The organism is Brevundimonas sp. Leaf168, from assembly GCF_001423685.1.
Lineage (GTDB): Bacteria > Pseudomonadota > Alphaproteobacteria > Caulobacterales > Caulobacteraceae > Brevundimonas > Brevundimonas vesicularis_C.
Genome location: NZ_LMOY01000009.1, coordinates 44065 through 70215, shown reverse-complemented (window position 1 = coordinate 70215; position 26151 = coordinate 44065). Strand labels below are relative to the sequence as shown.

Below are 26151 nucleotides of genomic sequence, written 5' to 3'. Positions count from 1 at the left end.
GCCCCACGCCTCCTCGCCGCTTGGTCTTCGTCGATGGCGGGCGAAAAGGGCTAAATGACGCCCAGTTCCCGTCCCGCCTGGGTGAACACTTCAACCGTCCGGTCGATCTGATCGAAGCTATGCGCCGCCGACATCTGTGTGCGGATGCGAGCCTGGCCGCGCGGAACCACCGGGAAGCTGAACCCGATCACATAGACGCCCAATTCCAGCGCCCGCGCCGCGAAATCCTGCGCCAGCTTGGCGTCGCCCAGCATGACCGGGATGATCGGATGTTCGCCGTCCAGCAGGGTGAACCCTGCGTCCGACATGGCTCCGCGATAGCGATGGGCGTTGGCCGACAGACGGGTGCGCAACGCATCGCCTTCCGTCCCTTGCGCGATGCGGATCGCCTCCAGGCTGGACCTGCACACGGCCGGCGCCAGGGCGTTGGAGAACAGGTAGGGCCGCGCCCGCTGCTTCAGCAGTTCGACCACCGACTTCTTCGCGCAGATGAAGCCGCCCATGGCGCCGCCCAGCGCCTTGCCGAAGGTGCCGGTGACGAAATCCACCTCGACGCCATGGTGGGCGAACGAGCCCTTGCCTTGCGGGCCCAAAAAGCCTGTCGCGTGGCAGTCGTCCACCATGATCAGGGCGTCGTATTTGTCGGCCAGCGCCCGGATCTCGTCCAGCTTGGCGATATAGCCGTCCATCGAGAAGGCGCCGTCGGTGGCGATGATGATGTCACGCGCGCCCGCCGCGCGGGCCTCCTTCAGCCGGCTCTCCAGCTCGTCCATGTCGGAGTTGGCGAAGCGATAGCGTTTGGCCTTGCACAGCCGCACCCCGTCGATGATCGAGGCGTGGTTCAGGCTGTCGGAGACGATGGCGTCGTTTTCGCCCAGCAGCGGCTCGAACAGACCGCCGTTGGCGTCAAAGGCGGCGGCGAACAGGATGGCGTCCTCGAAACCGAGATAGGCGGCGATGGCCGCTTCCAGTTCCTTGTGGATCTCCAGCGTGCCGCAGATGAAGCGCACGGACGCGGTGCCCGCGCCCCACTTCGCTTGCGCCGCCATCCCGGCCTGGGTCACGCGCTCGTCGCCGGCCAGGCCAAGATAGTTGTTGGCGCAGAAGTTCAGCACGTCGCGTCCGGCGACCTGGATCACTGGCCCCTGGCGCGAGGCGATGATGCGTTCGGGCTTGGTCAGGCCCTGGGCGTCGATCTCGGACAGTTCGCCGGCGACGCGGTCGTAGAAGCTCTGGGTCATGAGCCGCGACCTACGCCGATTTTCGATCGGTTTCCACCCGCCTCAGGTCGCCGGGGCCGGGTTGGCCTCGGCCCGGATCGGACTGACGCGAATGCGACCGCCGCAGGGACTGAACGAGAACGGCAGGCTGACGGCGGCCGTATCGCTGGGCGCCGTGACCTTTATCGTGGCCGCGTCGGGACACGTCTTTTGCATGGCTTCATTGGACACGACGCTCCAGGCCATTTCGAAATAGGCCTTGGCCCGGGGCGCCAGTTCGACCGGCGTCGGAGCCTGGCCTTGGCGGAAATAGCTTCCGGGACTCTGTTCGGCGCGGATGGACGACAAGGTGCGTCCGCGCGCGTCCTGTAAGGTCACGGTGGGGTAGCCGGTCAGGCTGCAGGCCTGGGTTCCGATATTCTGAAGACTGAAGTTGCTGACCCGATTTCCCGCACCCGCATCGCCGTCGCCCGCCGCCAGCGTCAGTTGCGGCCCTTTGCAGGGCAGCGCAGCGGGCAAGACCCCACCGGTCGCCTCAGTCGGCGCCTGACCCGGCGCCGGCAGCGGTCCGGGCGTCGCATCAGCGCCGGGGATCGGCCGCGAGCAGCGCTCGAGCACCGCGACGCCGGTCGTGCCGTCCGGCCCCAGTCGGCTCAGCGTGCCGCTCTCTTGGCCATCGCGCGTCGCCGTCCACCATTCCACGCCGCCGCCGACATAGCGCGCGCCGCTGGCGGCCTGAACCGAACGCAAGGCATAGGTCTGGTTCTGATGGGTCAGCTTGGCGTTGTCGCTGTCGACATACTGGACCTGAAGCGTCGCGCCGCTTTCGCAGGCATAGCCGACCGAGGGCGCATCGGATGCAGGGACAGCCGCTGGCTCGACCGGCGCGGCGGGCTGTTGGGGCTCGGTGCGAGAGCAGGCTGCAGCGCCGGTCAGGGCGGCGATGGCGACGAATGCGGTCAGGCGGTGCGACATCATGTCATGTCCTCTGGTTTCGCCTTCAACGGCCCAACCTGACCAAAGGCTCCGCTTAATGCCCCGCTTTTGGCGTCTCCATCAGCTCGATCAACACGCCGCCCATGTCACGCGGATACAGGAAGACGACCGGCGTCCCGTGCGCCCCGATGCGCGGCTCGCCCGTGCCTAGGATTGTCACGCCCTTGGCCCGCATCTCAGCGACGGCGGCCTGGATGTCGGCGACCTCGAAACAGACGTGGTGCTGGCCGCCCTTGGGATTCTTGGCCAGGAAGCCGACGATGGGGCTGGTCTCGTCATAGGGTTCGATCAACTCGATCTGAGCCGTCGGCGTATCCACGAAACAGACCTTCACCCCTTGCGCCGGCAGGTCAAACGGCTCGCCGATCTTCGTCGCGCCCAGGATATCGCGATACAGTTTGATCGAGTCGGCGATGGAGGGCGTGGCGACGCCGACGTGGTTCAGGGCGCCGATCATGACTTGTCCTTTGCAGGCGCGGGCTGGGCGTAACCCAGACGCTGGTTCAGCTTGTCGATCAGGTCGACCGCCGTATCGGCGATGGCCGAACCGGGCGGATAGACGGCGGCCGCGCCCATATCGAGCAGGGGTTGGACGTCGGACGGCGGAATCACGCCGCCGACCACGATCATGATGTCGGGCCGGCCCAGCTTCTCCAGCTCGGCCTTCAACTCGGGCACCAGCGTCAGATGCCCGGCCGCCAGCGACGATGCGCCGACCGCGTGAACGCCCTTCTCGACCGCTTCCTGGGCCGCCTCGGACGGCGTCTGGAACAGGCTGCCGGCCGTAACGTCGAAGCCCAGATCGCCGTATCCGGTCGCGACAACCTTTTGGCCCCGGTCGTGTCCGTCCTGTCCCAGTTTGGCGATCAGAATGCGCGGCGGGCCGCCGTCGTTCTCGACGAAGGTCGCCACCATCTCGCGGGCGCGGGCGAAGCGGGCGTCGGTCCCCGCCTCCTTGGCGTATACGCCCGACACGGTCTGGACCGTCGCCACGTGGCGGCCGAAGGCGGCCTCCAGCGCGTCGGAGATTTCGCCCACCGTCGCCTTGGCGCGGGCCGCCTGAACCGCCAGTTCCAGCAGGTTTGCGTTCCCGCGCGCCCCCTCGGTCAGGGCGTTCAGCGCCGCATCGGTCGCCGCCTGATCCCGCTCGGCGCGCAGGCGCTTCAGCTTGTCGATCTGGGCGGCCAGCACCGCCGCATTGTCGACCTTCAGCATCGGAATGTCGTCGACGACGGGGTTCAGATATTTGTTCACCCCCACCACCGTCTGCTGGCCGGTGTCGATCCGGGCCTGGGTCTTGGCGGCGGACTCCTCGATCCGCAGCTTGGGGATGCCGGCTTCGATCGCCTTGGCCATGCCGCCCAAGGCCTCGACCTCGGCCACATGGGCGCGGGCGCGCTCGGCCAGCTCGTGCGTCAGCCGTTCGACATAGAAGCTGCCGCCCCAAGGATCGATCACCCGCGTCAGCCCCGTCTCCTGCTGCAGCAGGATCTGGGTGTTGCGCGCGATCCGGGCCGAGAAATCGGTTGGAAGCGCAAGGGCCTCGTCCAAGGCGTTGGTGTGCAGGCTCTGCGTCTGGCCGCCCGCCGCCGCCATGGCCTCGACCATGGTGCGCGGCACATTGTTGAACACGTCCTGCGCCGCAAGCGACCAGCCTGACGTCTGACAGTGGGCCCGCAGCGACAGGCTCTTGGGGCTTTCCCCGCCTTCGCGCTTCACCGCCTCGGCCCACAGCAGGCGGCCGGCCCGCATCTTGGCCACCTCCATGAAATAGTTCATGCCGATGGCCCAGAAAAAGCTGAGACGCGGCGCGAACCGGTCGATTGGCATGCCCGCCGCGACGCCAGCGCGCAGATACTCGATCCCGTCCGCCAGGGTGTAGGCCAGCTCAATATCCGCCGAGGCTCCCGCCTCCTGCATGTGATAGCCGCTGATCGAGATCGAGTTGAACTTCGGCGTCTCCTGCGCCGTCCAGGCGAAGATGTCCGCGATGATCCGCATCGAGGGTTCGGGCGGATAGATGTAGGTGTTGCGGACCATGAACTCCTTCAGAATGTCGTTCTGAATGGTCCCGGTCAGCTTGGCGTGCGGCACGCCCTGTTCTTCCGCCGCGACGACATAGAGAGCCAGGATCGGCAGCACCGCCCCGTTCATCGTCATCGACACCGACATCTGATCCAGCGGGATCCCGTCGAACAGGGTGCGCATGTCGTAGATGCTGTCGATGGCCACGCCCGCCATGCCGACGTCGCCCTTCACCCGGGGGTGGTCCGAGTCATAGCCCCGGTGCGTCGCCAAGTCGAAGGCGATGCTCAGCCCCTTCTGACCGGCCGCCAAGTTGCGGCGATAGAAGGCGTTGGACTCCTCGGCGGTCGAGAAGCCGGCATACTGGCGGATGGTCCAGGGATTGCCCGCATACATGGTCGGATACGGACCACGCACGAAAGGCGCGAACCCCGGCAGGCCATGCGGATGATGCAGCGCGTCCGTGCTGTCGGGACCATAGGCGGTCTGGACCGTCAGCCCCTCGGGCGTCAGCCAAGGATCGCGCGTCGGCCCCTGCCCGGTCGCATCGAGCTTCAGGGCGATCTTGCTGAAATCGGGGAAACTCATTGAGCCGCCTCCTCGAAAGCTGCGGCGAACCGGATCGGAGCCAACGGTTCGCACACCCGTTCGACCGCCACGGCCGCCTCATCGCCCACGTCGACCGGCGCCGGCCGCACGTCCGCATCGACATATTTGGTCACGCCTATGATCTGCGCTGCGCCGTTCGTCAGCGCGGCCTCGCGGATCTTGCGGGCGCGGGCGATGCGGGGCTGGATGACCGAGCCCTTGAGCGCGTCGACCAAACCGCCCTCGGCCTCGATCATCTGGAACTCGGACCAGCCGGCCTCGGCCAGATCCCGCGTGCGCGCGTCCAAGTACCAGCTGCCCGCCGCCGGATCGTCGACCCGGCCCAGATTGGCTTCTTCCATCAGCACCAGCTGTGTGTTCCTCGCCTGCCGCCTGGCGAAGGCGTCGGACCGTCCGGTCGCGCGGGTGAAACCGTCCAGCACCACCACGTCCGCGCCGCCGACCGCGCCGGCGAACCCCGCCGCCGTCAGCCGCAGCAGATTGGGCCAGGGGTCGCGCGCCGACAGCATCCGCCGCGACGACCGCGCTTCGATCACCGCCGGAACCTCCACGTCGAACGCCTGCGTCAGGCTGGCCCAGATCAGCCGCATGGCCCGCACCTTGGCCAGGCTGTCGAAATATTCCGCATCGACCGACAGGCCGAGCACCGTCCCCTTCAGGGCCGCCTCGACCGACATTCCCGCGTCCACCGCCGCCTTCGCATGGGCCACGACGCTTGAGGCCGCAAAGGCCAGCTCCTGCGCCGCCGATCCGCCCGCCTCGTGCGCCACGCGCCCGCTGGCCAGGAAGAAGGTCGCATCGGGATAGGCGCCCGCATGACGCGCCGCCGTATTGGCCGCCAGGCTCAGATGCTCTTCTACCGAACGCGGGGCCCCGCCCGCCTCAGCGAAGGCCGAGACCGGGTCCATATGAAACTGCAGTTGGGCGCGCGGCGAGCCCTTGGCGACGACCGCCAGCGCATTGGCCGCATCCGGCCCGTCGATCCCGGCGTCCAGCGCGACGGGCGCCAGCTCCAGCGCCACGCCTTCCAGCGCCCGGCTGAGCGGAGCGGAATCCGCCAGAACCCGCCCCTTCAGCACCACCGACGCCGCGCCGTTCTCCAGATCGGTTAGGACGGCGGCGTTGACCGCTTCGGCATCGTCGCCTTCCAACAGCGTCCGCAGATCCCAAGCCCGGCCTTCGGAATCGGACGGACGCGGGGCGAAGATCGGCTGCACGCCCGTCGCGCCTGCGTACAGCGGCCGCGTCACCAGTTGGTCGGCGTCGAGATGCATCAGCGACTCGATCGGCCGATCCTTCAGCGCCTTCTGGGCCGCCTCACGCCATTCCAGCGGCGTGGGGGTGGGGAAGGTCATGCGCAGCCCTCCCCACCCATGCGGCATGAAGAGCCCCTCCACCGCTCCGCGGTCCCCCTCCCCACTACGTGGGGAGGAAACGCAACACCCCCCTGTCTCCTCCCAATGCAATGGGGAGGTGGCTCGGAGCGAAGCGGAGAGACGGAGGGGTTCTTCATCACCCGAACTCCACCAGCACGTCGTCCGCCGCCACGGGATCGCCGTCCTTGGCGCCGACGGCCTTCACAACCCCGTCGCGCTCGGCCTTCAGGATGTTCTGCATCTTCATGGCCTCGATGATGGCCACCGTCTCGCCGGTCTTGACCTCTTGGCCCACGACCACCGGGATCGAGACCACCAGACCCGGCATCGGCGACAGCACAATCTTGGAGGTGTCCGCCGCGACCTTCTCCGGCAGGCGCGCATACAGTTCGGCGACATGGGGCCGCAGCACCCGCACCCGTGCCTTGGCCGCACGGTGGCGGATGTCGAAGCCGTCGGCGACGCGTTTGACCTCGGCGGTGAAGGGCTCGCCGTCCAGATCGGCCTTGAACTGGGCCAGACCCGGCCGCCAGTCGATGTCCGACAGGCGGATGTCGCCGCCACCCGTCAGGGTCAGGATCATCTCCTCGTCCTCGTCATAGGACAGTCCGACGCCGTGCGGCGTCTTGTCGATCATCACGATCCAGTCGGTACGGTCCGACGGATCGCCGTCCTGTTCGGCGATGACCTCGTGCATGGCCAGGGCTGCGGCGATCAGGATCCGCTCCTGCTCCACCGTCGGGCGCAGGCCGTGGAAGCCGTCCGGGAACTCGTCCTTGATGTAGCTGGTCGACAGATTGCCCGACTTGAACCGGTTCTGATCCATCACCGCCGCCAGAAAGGGCACATTGTGGCCCAGGCCCGACAGGTGGGTGTCCTCCAGCGCGCGGGCCATACCCTCGACCGCCGCCTCACGCGTCTCGCCCCAGGCGCACAGTTTGGCGATCATGGGATCGTAGAACATGCTGATCTCGTCGCCCTCGCGGACGCCGGAATCGTTCCTGACCGTATAATCCCCCTGATCGCCTTCTTCGGGTTGCTCGTAGCGGACCAGCCTGCCGATGGACGGCAGGAAGCCGCGATACGGATCCTCGGCGTAGATGCGGCTCTCGATGGCCCAGCCGTCGATCTTCAGGTCCTTCTGCTCGAAGGCCAGCGTCTCGCCCCAGGCCGAACGGATCATCTGTTCGACCAGATCGACGCCCGTAATCAACTCCGTCACCGGATGCTCGACCTGCAGCCGGGTGTTCATCTCCAGAAAGTAGAAGCTCTTGTCCTGACCGGCGACGAACTCGACCGTGCCGGCCGAGTCATAGTTCACCGCCTGGGCCAGGGCCACGGCCTGCGCCCCCATGGCCGCTCGGGTGGCCTCGTCCAGCAAGGGGCTGGGCGCCTCCTCGATGACCTTCTGGTTGCGGCGCTGGATCGAACATTCCCGCTCGAACAGGTGGACCACATGGCCGTGCTTGTCGCCCAGCACCTGGATCTCGATATGGCGCGGATCGACGATGAACTTCTCCAGGAAGACCCGGTCGTCGCCGAAGGCGTTCAGCGCCTCGGCCTTCACCGCCGCGAACCCCTCGGCCATGTCGGCGTCCGAATGGGCCACGCGAATGCCCTTGCCGCCGCCCCCGGCCGAGGCCTTGATCATGATCGGATAGCCGATCTCGTTGGCGATCCTGACCGCCTCCTCCGGCGTCTCGATCAGCCCCATATGCCCCGGCACGGTCGAAACCCCCGCCTCGGCCGCCAGCTTCTTGGAGCTGATCTTGTCGCCCATGGCCTCGATGGCCTCGGGATTGGGGCCGATGAAGGCGATCCCCTCGTCCCGCAGCCGCCGCGCGAACCCGGCGTTCTCGCTCAGGAAGCCAAAGCCCGGATGCACGGCCTGCGCCCCCGTCTGGCGCACCGCCTCGACGATCTTGTCCGCCAGCAGATACGACTGCGCCGCCGGCGCCGGCCCGATCAGCACCGCCTCATCAGCCATCTCGACCGCCAGCGACCCGGCGTCGGCCTCCGAATAGACCTGCACGGTCTTGATGCCCATCTTGCGGCAGGTCTTGATGATCCGAACCGCGATCTCGCCCCGGTTGGCGATGAGGATTTTGGAGAACATGTCAGAGCCTACAGCGGAATGTTGTCGTGCTTTTTCCAGGGGTTCTCCTGGACCTTGTTCTTCAGCGTCCGCAGCGCCTTCACCAGCCGCCGCCGCGTGCCATGCGGCATGATGACGTCGTCGATATAGCCCAGGCCCGCCGCCACGAACGGATTGGCGAACCGGTCCTTGTACTCGGCCTCGCGCGCGGCCAGAGCTTCGGGATCGCCGGCCTCCTTGCGGAAGATGATCTCGACCGCCCCCTTGGCGCCCATGACCGCGATCTCGGCGGTGGGCCAGGCGTAGTTGACGTCGCCGCGCAGATGTTTGGAGCTCATCACGTCATAGGCGCCGCCATAGGCCTTGCGCGTGATCAGGGTCAGTTTCGGCACGGTCGCCTCGGCATAGGCGAACAGCAGCTTGGCCCCGTGTTTGATCAGGGCGCCGTATTCCTGCTTGGTCCCCGGCATGAAGCCCGGCACGTCCACCAGCGTCACCAGCGGAATGTCGAAGGCGTCGCAGAAGCGCACGAACCGCGCGGCCTTGCGGCTTGAATCGATGTCCAGCACGCCGGCCAGCACCTGGGGCTGGTTGGCGACGATGCCCACCGTCTGGCCGTCCAGCCGCCCGAAGCCGCAGATGATGTTCCTGGCGAAGTCGCCCCCGATCTCGAAGAAGTCGGCCTCGTCGACCACCTTCAGGATCAGCTCCTTCATGTCATAGGGCTGGTTCGGATTGGCCGGGATCAGGGTGTCCAGCGACGGCTCGTCCCGCTCCGGCTCGTCATAGCTCTCGCGCACCGGCGGCTTTTCACGGTTCGACAGGGGCAGGAAGCCGATCAGACGGCGCACCTCCGACAGGGCCTCAAGATCGTTCTCGAACGCCCCGTCCGCCACGCCCGACTTGCCGGCATGGACGCGGGCGCCGCCCAAGTCCTCGTGGCTGACCACCTCGTTGGTGACCGTCTTCACCACGTCGGGGCCGGTCACGTACATGTAGCTCGTGTCCTTCACCATGAAGATGAAGTCGGTGATGGCCGGCGAATAGACGTCGCCGCCCGCGCACGGCCCCATGATGACGCTGATCTGGGGAATGACGCCGCTGGCGAGCGTATTCTGCAGGAAGATGTCGGCGTAACCCGCCAGGCTCTCCACCCCCTCCTGAATCCGCGCCCCGCCGGCGTCGAACAGGCCGATGATCGGCGCGCCGGTGGTCAGGGCCATCTTCTGCAGCTTGACGATCTTGGCCGCATGGGCGCCCGACAGGCTGCCGCCGAAGACCGTAAAGTCCTTGGAGAAGACATAGACCAGCCGACCGCCGATCGTGCCGCGCCCCGTCACCACCCCGTCGCCAGGGATTCGCTGGTCCTGCATGCCGAAGTCGTGGCTGCGGTGCTCGACGAACATGTCGGTTTCCTCGAAGGAGCCTTCGTCCAGCAGCACGTCGATGCGTTCGCGCGCCGTCAGCTTGCCCTTGGCGTGCTGGGCGGCGATACGCTTTTCCCCGCCGCCCAGTTTGGCGGCGGCGCGACGGCGCTCCAGTTCTTCAAGGATGGCTTGAGTCATGATGGATCTTCGCCTCTCGTTCAAAGAACGCGTGGCGCCTTCATCGCAAAATGGCAAACGCAACTTTGCAAAAAGTGTGGAACTGCGCGGGCTTGCAAACGATGGCGATATGATCTGCAAAGTTGCGAATGGCTGAGAAGCTTTTCCTGGGCGCCAAACTGCGCAAACTACGCGAGGCGCGCGGCTGGACGTTGGAGGCCTGCGCCGAGCGGCTGGGCCTGTCGCCGTCCTATCTGTCGCAGATCGAGACCAACCAGCGCCCGGCGACCGCGCGTGTCCTGATCGCCCTGACCCGCGCCTTTCACGTGGACGCCAGTCTGTTCGATCTGGAAGGCGACGCCCGCCTGATCGCCGACCTGCGCGAGGCCACCACCGACATCGCGGGCCCGATGATGGGTGAGGCCGAACCACCCACGGCCGCAGAGCTGAAACAGGCCGTCGCCAACACCCCGCGTCTGGCCCGCCAGTTTCTGGCCCTGCACCAGACCTTCCGCCGCCTGGACGAGCGGGTGAAGGCGCTGGACGACACCCTGGGCCGGGACGAGCACGGCGCCAGCGTGGCCCTGCTGCCCTACGAAGAGGTGCGCGACTTCTTCCACTATCGCGACAACTATATCGACGCGCTGGACACGGCGGCCGAGGCGCTGGCGGCTACGCTTGTGCAGGACGGTCAGATCGAGCGGGCGCTGGAGGCTGCGCTGAGCCAGGCGCACGGCGTCCGCGTCGCCTATGTCGCGGGTCAGGAGGTCCTGCGTCGCTACGATCCCGCCAGCCGCGTCCTGACGCTGGACGCCTGGCAGCCCGGCGCGACGCGGTCATTCCAGCTGGCGCACCAGCTGGCCCTGCTGTCCTTCCGCGATTTGATCGAGGCCGAACTGGATCAGGCCGCCTTCCGCACCGACGCCGCGCGGGACGTGGCCCGCGTCGGTCTGGCCAACTACGCCGCCGGCGCCCTGCTGCTGCCCTACCGCGCCTTCCTGGAGGCCGCGCGCGAGGAAAAGCACGACATCGACCGGCTGCGCACCCGGTTCCAGGTCAGTTTCGAACAGGTCTGCCACCGGCTCTCGACCCTGCAACGGCCCGGCTGGCGCGGCGTACCCTTCTATTTCGCCCGCGTGGACATGGCCGGCAACATCACCAAGCGCCACAGCGCCACCCGCTTCCAGTTCGCCCGCTTCGGCGGCGCCTGCCCGCTGTGGAACGTCCACGAAGCCTTCGCGGCGCCCGACCGGATCGGGGTCCAGCTGGCCGAGATGCCCGACGGATCGCGTTACATCTCCATCGCCCGCAGCGTGTCCAAACCCAGCGGATCCTATCTGGCCAACGACCGCCGCTACGCCCTGTCCCTGGGCTGCGAGGTCGAACATGCGGGCGCCCTGGTCTATGCGGCCGGCCTCGACCTGAACGGCCCGGCCGCACGGATCGGCGTCAGCTGCCGCATCTGCGAGCGCACCGACTGCACCCAGCGCGCCTTCCCGCCCCTGGACCGGACCCTGCACGTGCCGGAGAATGAGCGCGGCGTGGTGCCCTATGTGCTGGATGGCCCGCGCCCCGACCGCTATTGATCGGGGCATGACCTCTCATGCACCTATCGGCGTCGCCGTCGTCGGCTACGGCCTGGCGGGCCAGACCTTCCACGCCCCGCTGATCAAGGCGACGCCCGGCCTGCGCCTGATCGCCGTCGTCTCGTCCCGGCCCGAAGCGGTCCACGCCGACCTGCCTGACGTCGAGGTCTTGCCCGATCTGGACACAGCCATCGCCCGCGAGGACATCGGTCTGATCGTCGTCGCCACCCCCGACACCCTGCACGCCGAACAGTCGATCGCAGCGCTGAGGGTCGGCAAGTCGGTGGTGGTGGACAAACCCTTCGCCGCCACTCTAGCTGAGGCCGAAGCGGTCGCCGCCGTCGCCGCCGAGGCCCCCGGCGTCTTCAGCGTCTTCCAGAACCGCCGCTGGGACGTCGACTTCCTGACTTTGCGCCGCCTGATCGACCAGGGCGAACTGGGCGATGTCGCCGTGTTCGAAAGCCGCTACGATCGCTTCCGTCCGACCGCTGCCGACCGCTGGAAGGACAGACGCGACGGCGGCGTCTGGGCCGACCTGGGCCCGCATCTGATCGACCAGGCGGTGCAGCTGTTCGGCCCGCCGCTGGCCGTCTATGCCGATCTCCAGGCCCAACGGGTCGGCGGCACAGCCATCGACTACGCCCACGTCCTGCTGCGCTATGACCGGCTGCGGGTCATCCTGAACATGAGCCACCTCGCCGCCGAGGCCAGCCTCCGCTACGCCGTCCACGGCACGGGCGGCAGCTTCATCAAACACGGCCTCGACGCTCAGGAAGGGCAGTCCAAGGCCGGCCTGCGTCCCGGCGATCCCGACTGGGGCGTCGATCCTTCGCCCGGCGTGCTGACGAAACAGATCGACGGCGACACCGTCCGCACCACGCCGACACCCGAGCGCGGCGACTATCCCGCCTTCTACGCCGCCATGCGCGATGCGATCCTCGGCGAGGGACCGCCGCCGGTGCCCGCCGATCAGGCCCTGACCGTCATGCGCATCCTCGACGCCGGTCTGCGTAGCGCGGCGGAGCGCCGCGAGATCGCGCTCTAGCTCTTCTTGCGGCCCTTCGACGTCGCCGCAGGCGCGTGGGCCAGTCGCAGCAGGTTGGCCGCGCCAGGCGCCCCGAACGGCGTGCCGGCCAGGATCAGGATGCGCTGGCCCGGCTCGGCCAGACCGTATTTGACCGCACTGTTGACGGCGTCGTCCGTCACGGCCTCCAGCGAGTCCGGCTGCTCGCCCAGACGCGGCTCCAGCCCCCAGACCAGGGCCAGCCGGCGCGCGGTGTTGGGATTGGGCGTCAGCACCAGGATCGGCTTCAGCGGACGCTCGCGCGCCATCCGCCGCGCCGTGCCGCCCAGGGTCGTGAACACCACCAGACAGCCGGTCGAGGGCGCATTCGCCGCCATCCGCGCCGCACCGACCAGGGCGTCCACGTCATGCTCGTCCATGCCGGCGTGTTCGGCCCCCATCAGGCTGGGCCACATCGGATCGCGTTCGACGCGCTCGATGATCCGGCTCATGATGCCGACGGACTCCAGCGGATAGTCGCCCGACGCCGTCTCGGCCGACAGCATCAGGGCGTCCGCGCCCTCATAGACCGCATTGGCCACGTCGGTCGCCTCGGCGCGGGTCGGGGCCGGGGCGCTGGTCATGGATTCCAGCATTTGGGTGGCCACGATCACCGGCACGCCGCGATTGCGGGCCGCGCGCACGATCTGCTTTTGCGCCACCGGCACATCCTCGGGATCCAGCTCGACACCCAGATCGCCGCGCGCCACCATCACCCCGTCGCAATAGTCCAGGATGGCTTCCAGATCGGCTAGCGCCGCCGGCTTCTCGATCTTGGCGAGGCAGGCCGCCTGACCATTCACGATCCGCTTCAGCTCGGCCATGTCCTCGGGCTTCTGCACGAAGCTGAGCGCAACCCAGTCCACGCCCATCCGCAGGGCGAAGGCCAAGTCTTCACGGTCTTTGGGCGTCAGGGCCGAGACCGGGATCACCGCCTCCGGCACCGCCACGCCCTTTCGGTCCGACAGCTTCGAGCCGCTCTCGACCGTCACATCGGCCCACTCGTCGGTCCGCTCGCCCACACGCAGACGCACCCGGCCGTCGTCCAGCAGCAGCAGCATGCCCTTGCGCAGCGCCTTGAAGATTTCGGGATGCGGCATCTGCACCCGCGTCTCGTCGCCGGGCGTCGGGTCCAGATCGAAACGCATGGTGTGGCCCGGCTTGACCGAGATCTCGACGTCCTTGAACCGGCCCAGACGCAGCTTCGGTCCTTGAAGGTCCGCCAACACGCCCAGCGGACGCTGCAGGGCCATTTCTGCGCCGCGCACCGCCTTCAACGCGGCGGCGTGATCCTCATGCGACCCGTGGCTGAAGTTCAGGCGGAAGACGTCCACCCCCGCCTGGGCCAGCGCCTTGACGGTGCTGGGCGCACGGCTGGCGGGTCCCAGGGTGGCGACGATGCGCGCGCGACGGGCTCGGTTCATGACGTTTCCTGTTGGCTCTCTCGGACGGCAAAACGGGGCCGCCTGGGCGATTTCGCCCTCTTCTGCCAACGAAACCCGCGCTGCGTAAGGCCGCCTTCCCCTCAGGAAACATGAGTTGACGGCTGGAAACAGGAGTTTATCTGGCCGCCGCCCCGCAGGCCGCCACGGTAAATCCGTTCAAATCGATGCACCGGCCCTCCACCTGCGGCGCAGCGACGCCGATCACATGGGCGAGGGTTGGGGCGATATCGACGGTCCGGATCGGCAGGAACCGCTCCTCGGCCTTGGCGCCCGGCCACCAGAAGATGATCGGCACGCGGCGATCATATTCCCACGGCGTGCCGTGCCCGGCCAGGGTTGAGCCGACGCGGCCGCCCGAGGTGGTGTTCTGGGTCCAGGCGAACTGGATGTCGGGCGATCGCTCAGCGACGGTCGACAGCCGCATCCGCTCGCGAACCGTCATCATCTCGGGCTGACGGCTGTCCGGCAGAGGCTCAGCCAGCAGCCGGTCGCGCGTCTCGGCGAAGGCCACGTCCGGCAGGGCGCGCAGCATCTCGACCGCCGCCTCCGCCACCTGTGTCCGCAACGGATCGGGCAGCGACTTGTGATCCGCATCGGCGACCATCCAGCCGCTTCCGCCGGACTGCAGCGGATCGGCGCCCAGGTTGAAGCGCGCCTTCAGCGCGGCGTTGACGCCCTTGATCGCATCGGTGTCGGCGCGGTGCGCCTGCGGATAGCCATGCTCGTGCAGCCGCTCGACGAAGTCCGAACCGCCGTGATCAGCCGTCAGAACGACCAGCGCCCCGCCCGGAACCTGGGCCAACTTGTCCAGGAAGACGCCCAGCGCCGCATCCAGCCGGTGCATCTGCTCGCACATCTCCGGCCCTTGGGTGCCGTACATATGGCCGATCCGGTCGGTGGCCGACAGGCTGACGCCCAGCATGTCGGTCGCCGGCCCCTGCCCCAGCTTCTGGCTGTCCAGCAGATATTCCGCCGCCTTCAGCGTCTGCTCGTCCAGCAATGGCGAGGTGTCGAACTTCAGCCCCGCCGGCGGCAGCACCGAATGGAAGGTCTGGCCGCGAATGGTCCAGTCGCCCGCCAGCGCCCGGCAGTCCGCGTTCTGATAGTCCCAGGCTGTCGGCGTCGCCGCCGTCCAGGCGTTGAAGTCCCGGTTGAACGCCGCGACCGGCGCCAGCTTCGCCTCGGCCGTCTGTCCCGGCTCGACATAGGTGGTCAGTCCAAACCCGTCGGTGAACCAGAAGGCCTGCCCCTGACGACCGGCCAGATTGATCGCCCCGCGATCCTTGCCCGACACCGCCATGACCTTGCTGTCCGGACTGACGGCCTTCAGCCAGTCGCCCAGCGTCGTCGCACGCAGCTGGTCCGGGCCCACCGGTCCGTTGTCGGTGTCGTCACGCCCGTGCGCCAGGTGGTTCTGCGGCGCGGCCAGGCAATAGACCTCCTTGCCGGTCTTGCCGTCGATCCAGTCGTTGGCGGGAATGCCGGTCTCGGCCGGATGCATCCCGGTCAGAACGGTGGAGTGGCCCGGGCAGGTCTCGGTCAGACCGTGGGTCTGATAGCTGTTGATCGACACCAGCCCCTGGTCGGCCAGCTGGCGCAGGCCGCCGCTGTAGCGGCTGCGAAACTGGTTGAAGAGGTTGGCGCTGAACTGATCGACCACGATGGTCACGATCAGTTTGGGCGGCGTCAGGGCCGCAGCCGATGCCTGAGGCGCGGCCGCCTGAACCGTCGGCTGGGCGACCGGCGCGCCCGCACAGGCGGCGCCCGCGATCGAAAATACGGCCAGACACGCGGCGGCAACGTGACGCGACAGGGACATGAACAACTCCAACAACAGCCGTGCGGCCTCTAGCTGTCGCGGATGGCGCCCGCGTGACAGCCCGGCTCGCTCCTAGTGCGATTCCTTGGACCGCAGCCGCGCGACCTGACGCAGGACCAGCACCACCACCCCGCCGACGATCAGCCCGATCACGGCCGAAGCCACCGCCGTCGTCAGCCAGCTCATCACGCCGGCCAACGGCCCGAACAGTTCGCCGACGGCATGCGACAGATGCTCGACCGGTACCGCCGGCCAGTGCAGCCCCAGCGTATGGGAACCGTGCAGCAGAATGCCGCCGCCGACCCACAGCATGGCCGCCGTGCCGATCGCCGACAGGGCGCTCATCACCATCGGCATGCCCTTGACCAGACCCCGCCCCAAAGCGCGCACCCCGCCATTGGGCCGTTGAGCCAGATGCAGGCCGATGTCGTCCATCTTCACGATCAGGCCGACCGCGCCATAGACGACCACGGTCATGGCGATGCCGACCACAGCCAGCACAGCGGCCTGGGTCAGGATCGGCTGCGCCGCTACATCGGCCAGGGCGATGGCCATGATCTCGGCCGACAGGATCAGGTCAGTGCGCACCGCGCCAGACACCGTTGTCTTCTCCAGCGCCGCCGCATCGCGCGCGACCGGCGCGGCATCCTCATGCCCGCCGTGCCCCATCGCCTCCAGTAGCTTTTCCGCCCCCTCGAAACACAGATAGGTCCCGCCGCACATCAGGATCGGGGTGATGGCCCAGGGCGCGAAAGCGCTGAGCACCAGGGCCACCGGCAGGATGAAGATCAGCTTGTTGCGAAACGACCCGAGCGCGATCTTGCTGATGATCGGCAGTTCGCGGCTGGGCGACAGGCCCATGACATAGCGCGGCGTCACCGCCGCATCGTCCACCACCACGCCGGCGGCCTTGGTCGAGGCCTTGCCGGCCGCCGCTCCCACGTCATCCAGCGACGCGGCCGCCAGCTTTGCGATGCCGGCGACGTCGTCCAGCAGCGCGATCAGTCCAGACGGCATAGTCAGTCTTCCCGGCTGGGCGGCACATTGACGCCCTGCGATTTCAGATAGGATTTGATATTGCGCGCGGCCTGGCGGATGCGCTGTTCGTTCTCGACCATGGCGATGCGCACGAAGCCCTCGCCGTTCTCGCCATAGCCCACGCCCGCCGCCACCGCGACCTTTGCGTGGGTCAGCAGCTGCTTGGAGAACTCCAGACTGCCCAGGTGCTTCAGCGCCGGCGGCAAGGGCGCCCAGGCAAACATGGAGGCGGCGGGTTTGGGAATCTCCCAGCCCGCGCGGCCGAAGCTCTCGACCAGCACGTCACGCCGGCGGTGATAGAGTTTGCGGTTCTGCTCGACGATGTCCTGCGGCCCGTTCAGCGCGGCGCACGCCGCCGCCTGGATCGGCGTGAAGGCGCCATAGTCGAGGTAGGATTTCACCCGCGTCATCGCCGCGATCAGCGTCTTGTTGCCGACCGCGAAACCCATCCGCCAGCCGGCCATGCTGTAGGTCTTCGACAGCGACGTGAACTCGATGGCCACGTCCTTGGCCCCCGGCACCTGCAGGATCGAGACCGTCGGCTTGCCATCGTAATAGAGCTCCGAATAGGCAAGATCGCTGATGATCCACAGATCGTTCGCCTTGGCGAAGTCCACGACCCGTTCGTAGAAGGCCAGATCGACCGTCTCCGCCGTCGGGTTCGATGGATAGTTCATCACCAGAATCTTGGGCCGCGGCACGGTGAAGGCCATGGCCCGCTCCAGCGCCTCGAAATACTTCTCGTCCGGCGTCGTTGGCACGCTGCGGATCGCAGCGCCGGCGATGATGAAGCCGAAGGTGTGGATCGGATAGGACGGATTGGGCGCCAGGATCACGTCGCCCGGCTCGGTGATGGCGGTGGCCAGACTGGCCAGGCCCTCCTTGGAGCCCATGGTGACGATCACCTCGGTCTCGGGATCCACATCGACGCCGAAGCGGCGGCCGTAATAGTTGGCCTGGGCGCGGCGCAGGCCGGGGATGCCGCGTGACGCCGAATAGCCGTGGGCGTCGGGCTTCCTGGCCACCTCGATCAGCTTATCGATCACATGCTGCGGCGGCGGCAGGTCAGGGTTGCCCATCCCCAGGTCGATCACGTCCTCGCCTGCCGCACGGGCCGCCGCGCGCATCGCATTGGTCTCGGCGATGACATAGGGCGGCAACCGCTTCATGCGGTAGAACTCTTCGGACATCACAGGCTCGTAGTTGGGATCTGCGGCCGTGGATCGACCGCCTTTAGCGCTTAGCGCGCCAGCGGCCTCGCGCAACAGCATTGAAGGTCATTTTCACCCGTCAGGCGGACGAAATCTGTGCGTCGCGCAAAAACCTGGTTGAAAAGGCTGCTGTTCAGCGTTCTCAATAGCTCACCCGCAGACCGATGCTGAGCGTTCGCGGCGGGCCGTATCCGGCGACGCCCGTACCCGTCTCCGACACCTCGACGTCTTCATCGAACAGATTGTCCGCCGCCATCCAGAGGGTCGCGGTCCGCGTGAGGGCCCACTCCCCTCGCGCATCGATCGTCACAGCGGCGTCCAGCACCCGGCTGTTCAGGTCGTCATCGAACCGGCTCGACTCATAACGTGCGGCCAGGGCCAGGGTCAGTCGATCGGTCGCGCGCCAATCCAGCCCGGCCGTGGCGCTCCACTCCGGCGCCTGTGCGGGGCGCAAGCCGGTCAGCTGCGCGGCGGACGATCCGCCGTCGATCTCGGCGTCGGTCCAGGATGCAGCGGCGTTCAGCGAGACAGCTGACGACAGGTCCAGCGCGCCCGTCAGTTCCACGCCCCAGGCGTCGATGGTCCCGGCGTTCTGACGCTGGCGCAGCACGCCGCCCGCCGGCACGAACCCGGCGCGCGGGAAGGTCGCCGGCCCGGACCCGAGCGTCACATTGACGATGGCGTCCTCGATCTGGTTCCAGAACACTGACGCGCCCCAGCGCATGCCGTCGCGCTCGAAGGCCAAGCCCGTTTCCACGCCCTTCAATGTTTCCGGCGTCAGGGCGGCGTTGGCCTCGGTGATGTCGTTGCCGACGCGGAATGGCCGATGCAGTTCGTTCAACGTGGCGGGCCGGAATCCGGAATAGGCCGCCGCCCGCGCCGCATAGCCGCCGCCCAGATCACGACGCACGGCCAGACGCGCGCTGACTACCTCGCCTGACCGGTCCGGATCGCTTTCATTCAGCAGGACGGCGCCGGTCGACAGCGTGTTCTCCTGACGGAATCCGCCGGTATTCTCCCAGCGATCCACCCGCAGTCCGCCGGCCACCAGCCAGTCGGCCGCGGTCCAGGACGCATCGACATAGGCGCCGGCCACAGCCGTCTCCCCGCCCGCACGCCGAATACGGGTGAAACCCGCGCCCGTTGGATTACTGAAGAGTTCGTTGGTCTCGCCTTCGTTGAAGCGCGCATCCGCGCCAAGCTCCCACTCCAGCCGTCCGCCCGCGAAATCCGCCATGCGTCGGCGCAGCGCCGCATTCAGTCCCCATCCCGTCGCGGGCGTCTTGAACTGATCGTTGGCCGGCGTCGTGGTCGAGCGGTCGGCCGACACCGAGGCCGAGCTATTGGCCAGATTGCTGTCGATCCGCCACGCCTGTAGCCGCCAGCCATAGCCGTCGGCCATCGGCGTCTGCGCCGCCGTGGCGCTCAGGCTGTGCCCGCTGGCGTTGGCGCGCGTTCCGGCCAGCCCCGATCCGCGATCCTCTTCCCAGGTCGCCGCCCTGACGGACAGGTTCGCCTGTCCCAAGGCCGTATCGACGCGCAGCGCTGCACTTCGGCTGTCGAGATCCATCGGCGTGTCCGCCGCGCCTGCCGCCGGCCCGCGCACGGGCACATAGCCGTCGCTGACTTCGCGCAAGCCGCTCAACGTCACCGCCAAAGGTCCCAGTCGCGTGGAGGCGGAGGCCGCCGCCCGCAAGCCGCCCCGCTCGGACGCGGACACATCCAGCGCGCCGCCTTTCCCGCGTTCGCGCAGGGTGATCGTGCCCGTCAGCGCGCCCGCGCCATAGGGGCCCGAGCCCGCCCCCCGGATCACATCCAGGCTCTCCAGAGATTCCGGCGTCGCTTGGGACCAGATGACCCAGCCCCCGAACGGATCGTTCAGCGGCACGCCATCCAGCAGCACCAGCGTCCGTCCTGCCCCGGACGGCGCGATGGCCCTCAGCGAAATCCCTTGCGTCGTCGGATTGGCCGCCGCGCTGCTGGTGCGTCGAAACAGCGACACCGCGGGCACGGACCGTAGCGCCTCATCCAGACGCGACGACCGCGACAGCACCGCCTCGTCGATCCGCACAACGGAAAACGCGGCGTCCGCCGCCGCCGGCGGCAGACGCGCTGCGGTGACGACGATCTCGGGCAAGGCGGTGGGCGTGACGGGGGGAGGAACGTCCTGGATCATGCGCCGTCAGTAGGCGGTCGTTCCGCCACATCAAAGCCCGGCGGCCGGAAACGCCTGGAAAAGCGCGAGACAGATCGCCGCCCCCTCGATAACAGCCGTATTGAACGGTCCGAGGGGATGCACGTGGGTCTGGGAACGCTTGTCAGGGGTCTGATCTTAGGCAAGGACGCCGACCGCAGGCGACGATCCGCCAAGGCGGCGCGAATCCGCTCCCTGCCCGACCGCCGCGTGATGGCCGAGAACTATGTTCCGGCTTTGGCGGCCGACGGCGGGCGGATTCTGTGGGTCGGATGCCGCGAATACACGCTGGACGACTACGCCTTGCTGGAGGCCTAGGGCGGCGAGGTCTGGACCACAGACATCGATCCGACGGCCGCACGCTGGGGCCGCGAGGGGCGTCATCGCACCGGTGACGTTTGCGAGGCGGATCGGCTGTTCTCGGACCTGACCTTCGACGCCGTCGTCTGCAACGGCGTGCTGGGCTATGGCGTCGACAGTCCCGACCAGCAGCAGCGCGCCTTGAAGGCTTTAGCGGCCATCCTACGCCCGGGCGGTCGCCTGCTGCTGGGCTGGAACACGACAAGATCGCCGATCCCGTCGCCGCCGGTTTGACTGACGCCGACTTCCAAGCCGCGCCACTGGGCGACCAACCGACGCGCGTGCGGTTCGACGCGGTCACCCACGTTTACGACAGCCTCATCCGAAGAGGCTGAAGCCTAGCCCTAAGCCCTTAGCCCTGAAGCCGGGTCAGGGACGCCGCCGGCCCGAACGGAGGACGACGGCGCAGCGTCGGCTGCGGCGTAACGAACGCCGTGTCGACCAAGGCCTCGCGCAAGGCGTCCAGCTCGGCGGCGCGCGAGGCCGGCGAATGCACCCGCTCGACATAGGCCTGCCCGCCACGCGCCAGGGCTAGACGTTCATCGGGGTGATCGACCAGACGCATCATGGCGCTTGTCAGCGACCCGACGTCCTTCGTATCATCGGCACAACGGTGGCGTCTCGATAGCCAAACCCACCCCTGCGCTTCGATTGGTCCTTATTCTCCCGATGCGCTTTGCGAAGAAGACGCTCCCGCCGCCACGCGCAGAGAGCCGCCCACCACCCACAAGCCGCCATAGACGACGGCGAGGCCTGTCAAAATGGCTGCCAAACCTGAGACTTCTGAAAGGCTGGCGCCCATGGCGTTCAGGCGAACAAAGGCCTGAACGGCAGCGGTGGATGGTGAAAGATGCGCGAGCCAGACGAGGCCTTCAGGCATCATGAAATGCGGCCACGCAGCACCAGACAGGAAGAATAAGGGCGCGGAGGTGCCGACCAGAACCTGCAAGACCCGCTCATGGCGATCGAAAAGCGCGCCTAGAAGCAGACCCACAGCGGCGACCGCCCCTGAAAAAATGGGCGCCAGCAGTAGAACGCCGATCAGGTTGCCGGCGCGGGGATAGTCCTGAAACCAGAACACGAAACCGAAATAGAAGAGGCTAGATGCTGTCCCAATCGCCGTAAGCGCCAGCCAAAGACCCAAGCGCGCGCTGCGTCTCAGCCTAGGTGCGGCGGTCTCTCGACGAACGGCTGTAATCACGCCGGCGCCCAGCAATAGCGTCTGCTGCAGGATGATGAGACTAACCGCCGGCACGGCATAGCCGCCATAGCCCTCCGTCGGGTTGAACAGGGAAACCTGCTCCAGGGTCGGCGCCAATCTGACGGTGCGAGTGATATCAGGCAGCTCTTTCAACTGCGCCTCGGCGACCTGCGCTGTTGCGGCGGCGACGGCTTTGCCGACGGCTGTGACACGAACAAGATAGCCGCCGTTCAGCCAGATGGCCACGCCCGTCGGCGCCCCCCTGACCAAATCGGCCTCAAAACGCTGAGGCAGGACGACGACCCCGTCGACCACGCCGCGCCGCATCAGTTCGAAGCCCTCAGCGGGGGATGAAATCACAGCGGCGACCTCGATCTCGCGCAAAGCATTCAGGTCTTCGACAAGAGTGCGCGTCAGCGCTGTCTGCGTCGGTGTCGCTATGGCGATGGGTAGTCCCGTCGCGGCCTGGCCGGCATAGGCGGCCGGATAGTAAAAGGCGTAAAGGACGACGGCCAGGATCAGCAGGCTGCTGACCGGCCGCGCACGCGGCAGGTTCCGGAACGTCGCGGCAAAGGTGGCGATAACGCCCTGTTGCGGGAGCGGAAAGTTCAAATTTTCCGGTTTGGGGACAAGACGCGCTCGTCCCCGGATGAACAGCGCCGATAGAAGAAGACCAACGACGGCGACGCCGCTCAGGATCATCAAGTCTCGCCATGCCGATGCGGAAGTCGCACCCGTGATCAGCTGGCCCGTCTGCAGCCGTAGATAGTGCGTATACGGAAGAATATCGCTCCATACCCGGGCGAAGCGCGGCCCATGGTCCAGCGGGAGAGTGCCGTTGGAAAAGGCGATAGCCGCGCCCGAATAGATGGCGGTGGCCGAGAACGCCATATCCACCTCGCCAAGCGCGGCGACCAGAAAAGCCGACAAGACAACGCTCACCGCCATCAAGGCGAGTATGCCGAGGATCAGCAGCGGGAGAGAGCCTGCCACACCCCAGCCCCGGACGCCGCTGAGCCAAGCGATCCAGGCCAACCCCCACAGGCTGAAGATCACGAAGTGCGGAATGAGTCGCCCGACCAGCGCCGTCGTCGTGAAGCCGCTCGTCTCGGCCTTGAAGCGTTTGAAGGAGCCGCCCTCCATCAGCCGGCCAACCGCCAGCACCGCGGAACAAGCCGCCAGCAGATGAAGGACCCCCGGCGCCAGAAGTCCGCCGAGAAAAAGCTCGAAGCTGAGCTGCGGATTGCCGACGATCGACACTTGGACAGCGGGGAGTTGCAATGCGGTTTCGGGCAATCCTCTCTGGCGCGCGCGTTCTTGCAACTGCTGGCCGGCCGCTGATGCGATGGCCGCGCTCTGTCCCAAGGCGGACAAGGCGCCGACCGTCTGGAAAGCGCCGTTGAATGATACGGTCACCTGTTCCGGCCGACGAAACGCCCCGTCAGAAAAATCTGCTGGAAAATGAGCGACGCTGTAAATCTCGCCCCGCCGCATCAGGGCCATGGCCTCCGTCATCGTCGCCGGAGCATGGGTCACGCGAACACCGGGGCTCGCCTCCATGTTGCGGATTGCGGCGCGGCTGAAGACTGAATCATCCTGATCGACCACGGCGACCGGGGCCTGACGGATCACTCCAGGGGCCAGCATTGCCGCGATGACCATCAGCAGGATCAGCGGCAGGCCGAAGGCGACGAACGCGTCCCACGGTCGGGTCACCAAGACGCGCGCTTCGTCCCGAACGGCCGATACGAAGACGGCCGCGAGGCGTTTCAACGAGCGGACCAATCGAACAGGACGCTCATGCCAGGCCTCAGGCCGTTGACAGGTCGAACAGGCTTGGCCTTGACCTGAAAGCTTCGCACGTCATAGCCGCTCGACTGCCGGGTTGAGCGCCAAGTGGAGAACTCGCCTTGAGGACTGATGGCGGTGATACGGAAGGCGACGTCAGTAACGCCGAGTGCGGGCACGTCGCCACGCACGATCGCGCCGATTTTCAGATCGCGAAACTGATCCTCGCGCACACTGAACGTAACCCACGGGTCGCCGATGTCCACGATTGTGAAGACAGGCACGCCCGTGAGCACGAGCTCGCCGACATTGGCGAAACGCTCCGCAACCTCGCCGTCATTTGGAGCGAGCAGTCGTGTCTCGCCTTGCAGGCTTTGGACCTCAGCGACGGCGGCCTGCGCGCCTTGCACATTGGCGTCGGCAACAGATTTTTCCTGTGGCCGTGTCCCTGCCAATGCCTTCAGATACTGCTGACGGGCGGCTTCGGTCTGCGAGGCTGTAGCAGCGCGAGCGGCCACGGCTTCGTCACGGCGCTGGGCGGAAATCACGCCTTCGGCGAACAGCTTCTCCGCCCGCCGCGCAGTTTGGTCCGCCAAACGAGCCGTCGCCTGGGCGGCGCGCCAGATGGACTCGACCGACTGCACATCTTCGCGCCGAGCGCCTTCGCGGCTCATTGACTGAATGGCTTGGCTCGACTGAAGCAAGGCGCGGGCCTGAGCGTCCTTTGCTGCAACCTCCGGACTGCTCATCAGAGCCAACTCTTGACCGGCCTTCACCTGATCGCCCTCTGACGCGAGGAAGCGCTCCACGCGGCTGGGCACCTTGGTCGCAACGGTGAAGGTCTCCGCCTCGACCATCCCCTGAACCTGATCCTGGGCAGGACGTGCCGCAAGGAAGAGGCCAACGATGATGAAGGCGATCAGCAGAACGAGACCAACGCCCACAATCACAGGCAGAATGCGTCGCCGTGCAGACGTGCGACCGGCCGCGATGGTCGGCGCACCGTTTGTCGGGGCATCGGCAAAGGGAGGCGTCTCGCTCATGGCGCGCTGATCCGATCTTCGCGTTGCAGATAGTCGTTCAAGGTCAGATCGCTTCCCGACGCCGCTAGCAGGGCGGCTAGGCTGAGATCATATTCGTAAGCTGCTGCCGCGCGTTGCAGGCGCGCGCCCCCCAGAAGATTGCGGGCGTCTACGACCGAGGCGGCTGTGGCCTCGCCTTCACGGAATCCAACCTCCTGGACTCTAAGATTTTCGCTGGCGGCCTGCAGGCTGCTGTCCATGCTCAGAAACTGACGGCGCGCCAACTCCGCCTGATTATAGGCTCGCGTGACCAGCAATCGGGCGTCGTGTCGGGCCTGTCGCTCCACCTCCGCGGCAGCCAAGGCCTGAGCGCGCGCTGCGCCCAGCATGCGTCGTCGATCCACCGTCGATATCAGAGTGTAGCGGGCGCCGATCCCGACCGCCCAATCTGGCTCGGTCGGCAGAGCGTCGTCTGGATTCAGATTGTAGGTTCCAAATGCATAGACGGACGGTTTCATTCGTGACGCCGCGAGATCGGCGCCCGCCTCGGCCAGATCGCGCCCCGCTTGAGCCTGCGCAAGGCGAGCATTCGCCTGGCTTGCCTGGTCAAGAAACACGCCGGCTGGACCGATTGGGTCACGGTTTACGAACAGGGGCGTGGTTGGAACGACGGCGCCATTGGCGTCAACGACCCTGGCGAGGGACGCCACGGCGTTGTCGTGCTCCAGTTCGGCCCTGTTGACCTGCCGCTGAGCCGCATCGCGGGCGACTTCGACCTGAAGCGTCTGGGCGTGGCTGAGCACGCCTTGCGATTCCAACAGTCGAGCGTTGCGCAAATGCAGATCGAAGCCGTCACGGGTCTCGCGTGCGATCTTCAGCGCTTCGGCTGCCAGCACCTGGCCAAAGTAAGCCCGCGCCAGATTTACGTCCTCCAGACTGACCGCTTCCTGCTGTTTCGCCTGCGCCAGATCCACATTGGCCGACGCCGCTCGTCGTAAGGCTGGGATTGCGCCGCCGGTGTAGATCGGCTGAAGCGCCGTCACTGTGGGGCGAAAGGTCGTGTCGTCGACCTGCAGTCGGACGTCTTGCGGCAAGGCGGCGAAAAATTCGGGAAGCGCCGCTTCCAGCCGCTGACCGACACTCTGCAACACGTCACCCGGCACACCGGGCAAGTCCGCGATGAGCCCAGGAATGGCGGCGCCGAGCTCGGCCTGCGCGCGGTCCAGCGTGTCACCCAGCGAGAGATCGAATGTTTTACGATAACGGATCAACTGAGCATCGAGCGCTACGGTCGGCCGATTCAGCCCGGCAGCCACATCCGCCTGGGCCCTCGCGGCCTGCATCCCATAGCCCGCAGCGCGACCGAGACTGGAATTGGAGCGCAAACGTTGTTGAGCAGCCGCAAAGGTCAGAGCGACTGTGGCGCCGCCTTGGGCCGCCTCTTGGGGCGCGGCCTGAACTTGGGAGACCGCCGCAAGAGCGTTCGGCGCTGATCCGGCCAGAATGCCGACAGCAACCGAACCTATCCAAGCTGCACGCATCGTTTCACCCCGCCTTCA

General features: G+C 67.0%; 21 protein-coding genes. 5 read left to right on the top strand and 16 right to left on the bottom strand.

What is annotated here, in order from left to right; translation table 11 throughout:
* Window positions 1–50: 50 nt before the first annotated feature.
* The 7 genes from ASF81_RS09345 to ASF81_RS09315 form a co-directional block, all read right to left on the bottom strand.
* On the bottom strand, window positions 51–1241 hold the full coding sequence (locus ASF81_RS09345; RefSeq protein WP_055807995.1) for a glycine C-acetyltransferase: 1191 nt from the start codon (window positions 1239–1241) through the stop codon (window positions 51–53).
* 42 nt (window positions 1242–1283) lie between these two features.
* Entirely contained in the window at window positions 1284–2198 is a 915-nt protein-coding gene (locus ASF81_RS09340; RefSeq protein WP_055807992.1) for a DUF4232 domain-containing protein, read from the bottom strand.
* Between the two features lie 52 nt (window positions 2199–2250).
* Window positions 2251–2673, bottom strand: a complete 423-nt coding sequence (mce, locus tag ASF81_RS09335; RefSeq protein ID WP_055807990.1) for a methylmalonyl-CoA epimerase — start codon at window positions 2671–2673, stop codon at window positions 2251–2253.
* Window positions 2670–4829: a methylmalonyl-CoA mutase gene (gene scpA / locus ASF81_RS09330; RefSeq protein ID WP_055807988.1), complete on the bottom strand. Its 2160-nt coding sequence runs from the start codon at window positions 4827–4829 to the stop codon at window positions 2670–2672. The genes mce and scpA overlap by 4 nt, the downstream gene beginning before the upstream one ends.
* On the bottom strand, window positions 4826–6205 hold the full coding sequence (locus ASF81_RS09325) for a methylmalonyl-CoA mutase family protein (protein WP_055807986.1): 1380 nt from the start codon (window positions 6203–6205) through the stop codon (window positions 4826–4828). Before ASF81_RS09325 ends, scpA begins: the two co-directional genes overlap by 4 nt.
* 157 nt (window positions 6206–6362) lie before the next feature.
* Window positions 6363–8342 (bottom strand): acetyl/propionyl/methylcrotonyl-CoA carboxylase subunit alpha, encoded by a 1980-nt coding sequence (locus ASF81_RS09320; protein WP_055807984.1) that lies wholly within the window; start codon window positions 8340–8342, stop codon window positions 6363–6365.
* Between the two features lie 8 nt (window positions 8343–8350).
* A complete protein-coding gene (locus ASF81_RS09315) occupies window positions 8351–9886 on the bottom strand; it encodes an acyl-CoA carboxylase subunit beta (RefSeq protein ID WP_055807981.1) in 1536 nt (511 codons plus the stop codon).
* Here ASF81_RS09315 and ASF81_RS15060 point away from each other — a divergent pair.
* From ASF81_RS15060 to ASF81_RS09305, 3 genes are read left to right on the top strand one after another with little or no spacing between them, the layout of a single operon-like run.
* Complete coding sequence (locus ASF81_RS15060) at window positions 9885–10022, top strand: hypothetical protein (protein ID WP_156363206.1); 138 nt, start codon at window positions 9885–9887, stop codon at window positions 10020–10022. The two genes, ASF81_RS09315 and ASF81_RS15060, sit on opposite strands and share 2 nt — an antisense overlap.
* Window positions 10015–11451: a short-chain fatty acyl-CoA regulator family protein gene (locus tag ASF81_RS09310; protein WP_055807980.1), complete on the top strand. Its 1437-nt coding sequence runs from the start codon at window positions 10015–10017 to the stop codon at window positions 11449–11451. Before ASF81_RS15060 ends, ASF81_RS09310 begins: the two co-directional genes overlap by 8 nt.
* Before the next feature lie 7 nt (window positions 11452–11458).
* Window positions 11459–12496, top strand: coding sequence for an oxidoreductase (locus ASF81_RS09305; RefSeq protein WP_055807978.1), 1038 nt, complete (start codon window positions 11459–11461; stop codon window positions 12494–12496).
* Here the strand turns inward: ASF81_RS09305 and pyk are convergent.
* From pyk to ASF81_RS09280, 5 genes are all read right to left on the bottom strand, one after another.
* Window positions 12493–13938: a pyruvate kinase gene (gene pyk, locus ASF81_RS09300; protein ID WP_055753148.1), complete on the bottom strand. Its 1446-nt coding sequence runs from the start codon at window positions 13936–13938 to the stop codon at window positions 12493–12495. The two genes, ASF81_RS09305 and pyk, sit on opposite strands and share 4 nt — an antisense overlap.
* 136 nt (window positions 13939–14074) lie before the next feature.
* Window positions 14075–15778 (bottom strand): alkaline phosphatase family protein, encoded by a 1704-nt coding sequence (locus ASF81_RS09295; RefSeq protein WP_055808444.1) that lies wholly within the window; start codon window positions 15776–15778, stop codon window positions 14075–14077.
* A gap of 72 nt (window positions 15779–15850) precedes the next feature.
* On the bottom strand, window positions 15851–16795 hold the full coding sequence (locus tag ASF81_RS09290; RefSeq protein ID WP_055807976.1) for a DUF808 domain-containing protein: 945 nt from the start codon (window positions 16793–16795) through the stop codon (window positions 15851–15853).
* Between the two features lie 2 nt (window positions 16796–16797).
* Entirely contained in the window at window positions 16798–18006 is a 1209-nt protein-coding gene (locus tag ASF81_RS09285) for an LL-diaminopimelate aminotransferase (RefSeq protein ID WP_055808442.1), read from the bottom strand.
* 163 nt (window positions 18007–18169) lie between these two features.
* Window positions 18170–20203 carry a TonB-dependent receptor gene (locus ASF81_RS09280; RefSeq protein WP_055807974.1) on the bottom strand — a complete coding sequence of 678 codons (2034 nt, stop codon included), beginning with the start codon at window positions 20201–20203 and terminating at the stop codon, window positions 18170–18172.
* 123 nt (window positions 20204–20326) lie between these two features.
* On the opposite strand from ASF81_RS09280, the gene ASF81_RS15435 reads away from it, so the two are divergent.
* Window positions 20327–20539: a hypothetical protein gene (locus ASF81_RS15435; protein WP_235559298.1), complete on the top strand. Its 213-nt coding sequence runs from the start codon at window positions 20327–20329 to the stop codon at window positions 20537–20539.
* A gap of 24 nt (window positions 20540–20563) precedes the next feature.
* Entirely contained in the window at window positions 20564–20815 is a 252-nt protein-coding gene (locus tag ASF81_RS15430) for a class I SAM-dependent methyltransferase (RefSeq protein WP_235559315.1), read from the top strand.
* Between the two features lie 118 nt (window positions 20816–20933).
* Here ASF81_RS15430 and ASF81_RS09270 read toward each other — a convergent pair whose 3' ends face one another.
* From ASF81_RS09270 to ASF81_RS09255, 4 genes are all read right to left on the bottom strand, one after another.
* Complete coding sequence (locus tag ASF81_RS09270) at window positions 20934–21149, bottom strand: hypothetical protein (protein WP_055807972.1); 216 nt, start codon at window positions 21147–21149, stop codon at window positions 20934–20936.
* Between the two features lie 90 nt (window positions 21150–21239).
* Window positions 21240–23555 carry an ABC transporter permease gene (locus ASF81_RS09265; RefSeq protein WP_055807970.1) on the bottom strand — a complete coding sequence of 772 codons (2316 nt, stop codon included), beginning with the start codon at window positions 23553–23555 and terminating at the stop codon, window positions 21240–21242.
* On the bottom strand, window positions 23552–24613 hold the full coding sequence (locus ASF81_RS09260; protein WP_235559297.1) for an HlyD family secretion protein: 1062 nt from the start codon (window positions 24611–24613) through the stop codon (window positions 23552–23554). Before ASF81_RS09260 ends, ASF81_RS09265 begins: the two co-directional genes overlap by 4 nt.
* Window positions 24610–26133 carry a TolC family protein gene (locus ASF81_RS09255; protein ID WP_055807968.1) on the bottom strand — a complete coding sequence of 508 codons (1524 nt, stop codon included), beginning with the start codon at window positions 26131–26133 and terminating at the stop codon, window positions 24610–24612. The genes ASF81_RS09260 and ASF81_RS09255 overlap by 4 nt, the downstream gene beginning before the upstream one ends.
* Between the last annotated feature and the right edge of the window lie 18 nt (window positions 26134–26151).

Coding starts and splice junctions, on each gene's coding strand:
- ASF81_RS09345 (WP_055807995.1), bottom strand. CDS start 1,241: ATGACCCAGAGCTTCTACGACCGCGTCGCCGGCGAACTGTCCGAGATC.
- ASF81_RS09340 (WP_055807992.1), bottom strand. CDS start 2,198: ATGATGTCGCACCGCCTGACCGCATTCGTCGCCATCGCCGCCCTGACC.
- mce (WP_055807990.1), bottom strand. CDS start 2,673: ATGATCGGCGCCCTGAACCACGTCGGCGTCGCCACGCCCTCCATCGCC.
- scpA (WP_055807988.1), bottom strand. CDS start 4,829: ATGAGTTTCCCCGATTTCAGCAAGATCGCCCTGAAGCTCGATGCGACC.
- ASF81_RS09325 (WP_055807986.1), bottom strand. CDS start 6,205: ATGACCTTCCCCACCCCCACGCCGCTGGAATGGCGTGAGGCGGCCCAG.
- ASF81_RS09320 (WP_055807984.1), bottom strand. CDS start 8,342: ATGTTCTCCAAAATCCTCATCGCCAACCGGGGCGAGATCGCGGTTCGG.
- ASF81_RS15060 (WP_156363206.1), top strand. CDS start 9,885: ATGATGGATCTTCGCCTCTCGTTCAAAGAACGCGTGGCGCCTTCATCG.
- ASF81_RS09315 (WP_055807981.1), bottom strand. CDS start 9,886: ATGACTCAAGCCATCCTTGAAGAACTGGAGCGCCGTCGCGCCGCCGCC.
- ASF81_RS09310 (WP_055807980.1), top strand. CDS start 10,015: ATGGCTGAGAAGCTTTTCCTGGGCGCCAAACTGCGCAAACTACGCGAG.
- ASF81_RS09305 (WP_055807978.1), top strand. CDS start 11,459: ATGACCTCTCATGCACCTATCGGCGTCGCCGTCGTCGGCTACGGCCTG.
- pyk (WP_055753148.1), bottom strand. CDS start 13,938: ATGAACCGAGCCCGTCGCGCGCGCATCGTCGCCACCCTGGGACCCGCC.
- ASF81_RS09295 (WP_055808444.1), bottom strand. CDS start 15,778: ATGTCCCTGTCGCGTCACGTTGCCGCCGCGTGTCTGGCCGTATTTTCG.
- ASF81_RS09290 (WP_055807976.1), bottom strand. CDS start 16,795: ATGCCGTCTGGACTGATCGCGCTGCTGGACGACGTCGCCGGCATCGCA.
- ASF81_RS09285 (WP_055808442.1), bottom strand. CDS start 18,006: ATGTCCGAAGAGTTCTACCGCATGAAGCGGTTGCCGCCCTATGTCATC.
- ASF81_RS09280 (WP_055807974.1), bottom strand. CDS start 20,203: ATGATCCAGGACGTTCCTCCCCCCGTCACGCCCACCGCCTTGCCCGAG.
- ASF81_RS09270 (WP_055807972.1), bottom strand. CDS start 21,149: ATGATGCGTCTGGTCGATCACCCCGATGAACGTCTAGCCCTGGCGCGT.
- ASF81_RS09260 (WP_235559297.1), bottom strand. CDS start 24,613: ATGAGCGAGACGCCTCCCTTTGCCGATGCCCCGACAAACGGTGCGCCG.
- ASF81_RS09255 (WP_055807968.1), bottom strand. CDS start 26,133: ATGCGTGCAGCTTGGATAGGTTCGGTTGCTGTCGGCATTCTGGCCGGA.